The organism is Desulfovibrio sp. 1188_IL3213 (genome assembly GCF_036763145.1).
Lineage (GTDB): Bacteria > Desulfobacterota > Desulfovibrionia > Desulfovibrionales > Desulfovibrionaceae > Desulfovibrio.
The window spans coordinates 1-1,108 of record NZ_JBAIYR010000608.1; the positions used below are offsets into that span (position 1 = coordinate 1).

At 62.5% G+C, this 1,108-nt stretch carries 1 protein-coding gene; it reads right to left on the minus strand.

Features of this window, described 5'->3' with window-relative positions; all coding sequences use genetic code 11:
* Positions 1 to 966, minus strand: a 966-nt coding sequence (locus tag V6C16_RS13980) for an AsmA family protein (protein ID WP_333543520.1), incomplete at its 3' end; no start/stop codon positions are given.
* Positions 967 to 1,108 lie beyond the last annotated feature (142 nt).

Here is a 1,108-nt window from a genome sequence, read left to right on the forward strand (position 1 = left end):
GGCAAGCTTGCGGGGAGAACCGTCGATCTCGGCATTGCCGGTGAAAGCCGGGGGATTGAAAGCGGCTTCGCCCTGAAGGCCCAGACGCGCCTGGGGCGTGGCGAGCCAGCCCTTGTCCACGCGCATGCGCAGGCTGTCCATATCCAGGCTGCCTTCAATATTGAGTTGCAGGGGACCGGCTTCTTTGGGCAACTGGCCGGAAAGCGGATTGAACGTCAGGGAGGTCTGGCGCAGGGCAAGGTTGGGCGCCGCGTAACGGAGCTTGGCCGACAGGGCCAGATTGCCCGCTATGTGTCCGGCTGTTCCCGGAGCGTCGCCCAGAGCGATGGTGAAGTCGCACTTGACTGTGGTTTCCTGGCCTGAGCGCAGATTTACCGCAGAAAGGTTCAGGTCGCTGATCTTGATGTCCTGCCCCTGGGCATCAAGGAGGCTCAGGGAACCCTGGCGAATGACCAGACGCTTGAATTCTATGGGCGGGGCGGCATCGCGGGGCGTTGCGCCCGTTTTTACGTTTTTGGCGGGGCTTGCATCCGTTCCGCCGCTCTTGCTGTCCGCAGCGGCGTTTTTTTCAGGCGGCGCGGCGTCTGCTGTTTTTTTGCCGCCTGTGGCGCCGTGCGCGTTTTGCCGGACAGTGACCGAAGGATTGTCCAGCCGCAGTTCGCGCAAGACCACAGTGCCGGACAGCAGCGGCATGAACTCCAGTTCGGCCATGCCACCCTTGACGGAAACGGCAAGGCTTTCGTCCTGTTCCGGCTGTCCCCACCGGGCCGCGCCAAAGCTGACCCCGGGAGGAAAAAAGGAGAGTTTCGGCGAACTTTCAAATATAAGGGGCTTGCCTGTGGCCCCGGCTGTGGCGTCGGCGATCTGCCGGACCACGAAGTCCGTGTCCATCCGGCTGAGCAAGACGGCCAGGGTCGCCGTGACTGCCAGCAAGATGCCCACAGTCCAGAGCAGAAAGCGTTTCATATACCAACATCTCCAGAGTGTTCCGGTTCGCCGCGCATGCGGGCTGCTGCCGTGCATGCCGTCCCGCGCGGCCGCGCAGGGGGCGTGACCGCTCCTGTGTTTCTTCTTGTCTTTATACGAAATGGGCAGCCGCTGTGCAAGT